This window comes from Halomicrobium katesii DSM 19301 (genome assembly GCF_000379085.1).
In the GTDB taxonomy this organism is placed as follows: domain Archaea; phylum Halobacteriota; class Halobacteria; order Halobacteriales; family Haloarculaceae; genus Halomicrobium; species Halomicrobium katesii.
In genome coordinates this window covers 2,958,628-2,964,157 of record NZ_KB905378.1, presented here as the reverse complement: position 1 = coordinate 2,964,157, position 5,530 = coordinate 2,958,628, and the positions used below count along the sequence as shown (strand labels likewise).

The following is a 5,530-nucleotide window of genomic DNA, read 5'->3' as shown; positions in this document are numbered from 1 at the left end:
GTGCTGCGAGCAGCCTGGACAGCGCTCGGTGTGCGCAGGACAGTTCCAGCAAACCAACCACTCGACGACCGGTTCTTCCGGTAGCTGTCCACCGATCAGGACAGTGGTCGTGAGTGGCAACACCGTCGCGTCGGCGGCGATTTGCCGCCGACAGCGACTCCGAATCACCGAGACTCTCCGTCTGTGTCATTTTGAGAACTAACTACGCATCGAAAACGCAGATTCACGCTCTAATGGAGCGATTAGAGAGTTCTTGATGTGATCGACTGATAATACGGCTGAGAACGCACTTCGTGAACCTGTTGTTCTCCGGAAAATCATCGGCACGCTTCGGAATGACCGAGGAATGTTCGTTCACGAGACGGTCTTGTCCCTGCTGGCGACGTGGCGCCAGCAGGGACGCAATCCCTACCAAGAGCTTCGTCGAGTCGTCAGCAGCAATGAGATGATCTCACGCGCTCACGCTGTGCCGGCTGTTGAGACCTCCGGGTAAACACATACCCTCGTTCTAACGGTTGAAGCCGATGCCGTACAGCGATTCATCAGAGCCGCACGAACCGAAACCCATTATACAGAAACGATTCGTACACTGTAACCTATGCTGACTCTACCAGTTCTGAGTATGATCTCGGTAGTCTCAGTTCAATTGAGTAAGATTGGCGTTACAAGCGGTTATGGATTGATCGTCTTTTTTTTAATTGGCCTCTTCGGCGGAGCACACTGTATTGGAATGTGCGGCCCACTCGTTGCAACCTACGCCGAACGCATGGAAACCAACGATCGCTGGTCAGGTGCACTCACCCTTTATGAAGTGCGTCAGCACGCACTATTCAATCTCGGGCGGACAGTGAGCTACGCTCTCATCGGAGCTGTTTTTGGGGCTGCTGGCACATTGCTCTATGGGACGGTTGGACTCGCTGGAATTCTCGGGCCAGTTCAGGGTGTCGTCGGTATCTGCGTCGGCGGAGCGATCCTCGTTATGGGAGCCACTCGATTGTTTGGCTACCAACAAGGAGCTGTTGAAAGCGTTATTGCGGGTACTGGCATCGGATCAGTATTCGCCCGCACTTACACAGTCATCTCAACGCGGATCGATCGCTGGGTCAATGGTATCGGTGTCGTTGGCCTTGGCGCGCTTCACGGACTGTTGCCGTGTATGCTACTCTACCCTGCATTTCTGTACGTGTTCGCACAGGGTTCGCCTGCCTATGGCTTCCTCTCGCTCGGCGCGCTCGGATTAGGAACGATTCCGAGTGTGTTCCTCTACGGAACAGTAGTCCAGTCGGTGAGCGCCCGCCAGCGACAGGTAGTTCACTATGGACTCGGTGTGTTGTTCATTGGACTCGGATATCTGCTGTTAGCGATGGGGCTCATGCGGTTTGGCATCATGCTCCCATTGCCCGACATCCCGTACTATCAGCCGATCGCTAAATCGGAGGCGATTACCTAAAATGCCGACCTGTACACTCTGTGAGCTCCCTGTCGACGCACCAATTACCGATGAGACAATCGATGGTGAGTTCTGCTGTCGAGGCTGTCTAGAGGTTGCACGCATGGTCGACAACGGTGAGGACGTCGATCTTTCGATTGCGGCCGTCCGTGACCGCGTCGCAGCCGAGGACGTCAAACCCGATGTCCCCGATGACGCCGAAACGGCCTATCTCTCGATCGACGGAATGCACTGTCAGACCTGCGAAGGATTCATCGAACTCCTCGCCGAGAAAGAGGACGGTGTCCACGAGGCGCGTGCGAGCTACGCGACCGAAATGGCGCAGGTAGTGTACGATCCCGACCGCATTGATCGCAACGCGATCGCCGCGGCACTCAGCCGATTGGGCTATCAAGCCCGCGGTCCCAGAGAAGAAAACGACTCGCTGCGCTCACGTGTCGAGTTGGGGAAATACCGTGCGGTGATGGCAGCGATACTGATGATGCCGGTGTTGATTCTGTACGTCCTGTTCATCTATCCAGTGTCTCTCGGCATCTATCCCGAGAGCTTCCTCTATGGGAGTACTGTCGAGGCGATGGTGTTCGGGCCATTAGCGGTCTGGAGCACGCTCATCCTCATTGGGCTGGGATACCCGATCTTCCGCGGGGCCTATGTGAGCCTGCGAGTCGGTCGCCCGAACATGGACGTGTTGATTGCCATCGCAGTGCTCGCAGCGTACGTCTACTCGCTGACAACCTATATCACGGGTGGACGGGACCCGTACTTCGACGTCGTAGTGATGGTGCTCGCAATCGTCACTATCGGTAACCATCTGGAATCACGAGTCAAACGTGATGCGCTCGGCAAGCGCGCTGACCTCACTGATTCGCGCGTCAATGAGGCCCGCCGGCTCGACGACGATAGTGATGCTACCGAAACCATCGAGATTGCAGAGTGTGAGCCGGGCGATCGTCTGTTAGTCAAACCTGGCGAACGGATTCCAGTCGACGGCCAGATCGTCGACGGAACTGCCGCGATCGATGAGGCGCTCGTCACGGGTGAATCGCTTCCGCAACGCAAATCCGTCGGAGACAGCGTACTCGGCGGGTCGATCCTCACTGACAGCGCGATCGTCGTCGAAGTTGGGACGGATGCCACCAGCACGATCGATCGCCTCGTCGAACTCCTCTGGAACGTCAAGAGTGCGGCGACGGGCGTCCAGCGTATTGTCAACCGCTTTGCGGTGCTGTTCGTCCCGTTCGTCCTCGGACTCGCCGCGCTGACTGCCGCTGGCTGGTTCGTCCTTGGGAACGACCCGAACACAGCCATACTAGCCGGTGTGTCCGTGTTAGTGGTCTCATGTCCGTGCTCGCTTGGGATTGCGACCCCACTTGCCCTCGCGGCAGCCACTCGCGATGCCACCGCCAATCGGATGCTCGTTCTCAACGAGACGGTGCTCGAACGGATCGACGACTCCTCGGTCGTCGTGTTCGACAAGACAGGGACGCTCACCACGGGAGAGATGGAACTCGCGGACGTCGCGGGCGACAATCCCGACGAAGTGCTCTCGATGGCAGCCGCCGTCGAACGCCGGTCGAGCCACCCCATCGCCGCTGCGATCGACGATGCTGCCCCGCCAACCACACGCTCGGTGTCAAGTTTCGAGCGCGCCGACCGGACCGTCTCGGCGCTCGTCGACGACACCTGCGTCGTGGTCGGCCATCCCGACTCTTTCGACACCGACGAATGGACGATTCCTGCAGAGATTGAGGCCGCCGTCACGGACGCCTACGAGTCGGGCACGCATCCCACAGCGGTCGCGTGGGAAGGTGTCGTCCGAGGAATCGTCACGGTGCAAGACAGGCCTCGTGACAACTGGCAGTGCGTGGTTTCCGAGCTCGCGGACGCGGATCGAGAACTTGTCGTTCTCACCGGCGATGACGAGCGGATGACCAAGACGTTCGCGAACTATCCAGCGATCGATCACGTGTTCGCGGGCGTACGGCCCGAGTCCAAGGAAGCGATCGTTCAGGGTCTCCGTGAGCGCGGGACGACAACGATGATCGGCGACGGGACGAATGATGCGCCCGCACTCGCGAGCGCGGACCTCGGGGTCGCGGTCTCAAGCGGTACCGAACTAGCGATCGAGGCGGCCGATGCGGTGGTACTGGACGACCGTCTCGACGCCGTTCCCGAACTCTTCGAGCTGGCGACTGATACACGGGGTCGAATCAAACAGAATCTCGTCTGGGCAGCTGGCTACAACACAATTGCGCTTCCATTAGCAATAATTGGCGTGATCACGCCGTTGATCGCCGCTGTTATGATGGCGATTAGTAGTCTCATTGTTGTGTTTAACTCGAAGCGCCGACTCCTTCCAGCGGGCAGAGGACAGGTGGCTGAAACCGACTCTAGCGTGCATAACGATCGTCTGGGGCCGCCAGCACATTCGGACTGAGCGCTCGAATTCATCCGCACCCGGACACGATTCTGTCACCAATTGCGAGTGGTGCTGGGCGTCCGAGCGATGTGCTACCTCGCGGCTGATACCACAATGAACTGCCGTGTTGAATAGCGGTCTCTGAGCCACGTGAAACGACACTGATTTTGAGACCACTAGTTTTAGCACCTAACAAGCCGACTCAAATTTTGACCCTCACGGCTAACACCGCTATTCAACAGAGCACAATGAACCCATTGCGTGTTCGTGTCCGGGTGTATCGGCTGTGACTAGCGTATGACGCTTCGTATCTACTCGCTGAAAGCCCCGGCCACGAGCAGTGGGAAGACGAGCGTCGCTTCTGCCTCGACCTGCGTGTAGTTCGTCTGCTCATCGTCTTTGATTTTCCCCCACGACACTGCCTCGTTGGGGGGCGCTCCAGAGAGTGACCCGTCCCCTTCCATACCGGTCGAAATATAGATGACATAATCTGCTCCACCACGGAAGAGATTCGTCATAATTGCGTGATGTTTCGGTACGCCCCCTCCGACTGCAATCAGACCCGTCGTGTCGGCGAGCATCCCGTCCTCGATGAGCGAGTCGTAATCGTCGAGGATCTCGATGCCGACCTCCGAATCGTACCCCTGTCGGTAATAGTAGAGAAAGTTCCCGACCTCGGCGTCTGTCAGCGCCGGGCAGTACACAGGCACGTCATTGTCAGCCGCTTGTTTCAGGACTGAATCCGGATCATTGAGTGTCTCCCCTAACTCGCGGGCGAACGCCGTCGGTGTCCGAACCTTTTTTTCAGAAAAGAATCCATCGAAGAAGTCGTACAGGTACTCCTCTAACCAGACGTAGCGGTCAGATGGAACGAAGAGGTTTCCAAGGCGGTTGATTCCCTGTTCCCGGAGCGCGGCTTCGTCCACATCCCACTCCCCCATTTTGAACGGTTTCGCCGTCTTGATGACATCCTCCGCCAACGACCCCGCAGTCGTAATAAGCACGTCGACGTACCCTTCACGAACGAGGTAGGCAACGACTTCACGCAATCCCGACGAGACGATATTCGACGTACACGTGAGATAGATCGTGGCATCGGCGTCTTGCATCTGCTTGGCGATGTCGATAGCTTCTGCGAGTTGTGTCGCCTGAAAGCCTGTCGTCGCATAGGATTCCAGCATCTCCTGGAAATCGAATTCACCACGGAAATCGTAGCCCCGAACATCTGGCGTAGCCAACTCTTCGTTACTTCCGGGAACAACGTGATCGTGAGAGTCGTCGTCCATACCGGTGCTTCACAAGATAAAGGTTTGAATCGTTCGAGATTGGTCACCGATTCTCGATACACACAAGTCCAGCATCGGCTAACTGTCTGGCATGTCCAGGCCAAAGGTGGCTGTCCTCCGACCCGACGACAACCGTATCGTTGAGGCGGTTGAGTATCTCCAGTCACTCGATGTCTCACCGGTTCCAGATCCAATGCTGGCAATCGACCCGACTGGTCAAGTTCCCCAATATGCGGACTCGCTCTTGCTCAAGCTAGCGAAAAGACTCCGTTGTATGGAAAGCATCCCGTCTCCTGCTATCAGCTGTGACCAAACAACCAGCATTCGGCGGGATGCTTCAGCAACTTGTATCGCTTGGCGCTTTGGAGTTTCGGC

At 57.2% G+C, this 5,530-nt stretch carries 3 protein-coding genes and 2 pseudogenes; 4 read left to right on the top strand and 1 reads right to left on the bottom strand.

The features are described from left to right. Window positions 1-265: 265 nt before the first annotated feature. From HALKA_RS20500 to HALKA_RS0115465, 3 genes and pseudogenes are all read left to right on the top strand, one after another. Window positions 266-493: pseudogene (locus HALKA_RS20500) on the top strand (IS66 family transposase); the annotation flags it as partial. A gap of 129 nt (window positions 494-622) precedes the next feature. Beyond that, entirely contained in the window at window positions 623-1,450 is an 828-nt protein-coding gene (locus HALKA_RS0115470) for a sulfite exporter TauE/SafE family protein (RefSeq protein ID WP_044956558.1), read from the top strand. Window position 1,451: 1 nt separating this feature from the next. Further along, on the top strand, window positions 1,452-3,887 hold the full coding sequence (locus HALKA_RS0115465) for a heavy metal translocating P-type ATPase (protein ID WP_026190350.1): 2,436 nt from the start codon (window positions 1,452-1,454) through the stop codon (window positions 3,885-3,887). A gap of 293 nt (window positions 3,888-4,180) precedes the next feature. Here the strand turns inward: HALKA_RS0115465 and HALKA_RS0115460 are convergent, their stop codons facing one another. Beyond that, complete coding sequence (locus HALKA_RS0115460; RefSeq protein WP_018258849.1) at window positions 4,181-5,155, bottom strand: deoxyhypusine synthase; 975 nt, start codon at window positions 5,153-5,155, stop codon at window positions 4,181-4,183. A 91-nt stretch (window positions 5,156-5,246) separates the two neighbouring features. Here HALKA_RS0115460 and HALKA_RS22395 point away from each other — a divergent pair. Then, window positions 5,247-5,382: pseudogene (locus tag HALKA_RS22395) on the top strand (uroporphyrinogen-III synthase); the annotation flags it as partial. Between the last annotated feature and the right edge of the window lie 148 nt (window positions 5,383-5,530).

Coding starts and splice junctions, on each gene's coding strand:
- HALKA_RS0115460 (WP_018258849.1), bottom strand. CDS start 5,155: ATGGACGACGACTCTCACGATCACGTTGTTCCCGGAAGTAACGAAGAG.
- HALKA_RS0115465 (WP_026190350.1), top strand. CDS start 1,452: ATGCCGACCTGTACACTCTGTGAGCTCCCTGTCGACGCACCAATTACC.
- HALKA_RS0115470 (WP_044956558.1), top strand. CDS start 623: ATGATCTCGGTAGTCTCAGTTCAATTGAGTAAGATTGGCGTTACAAGC.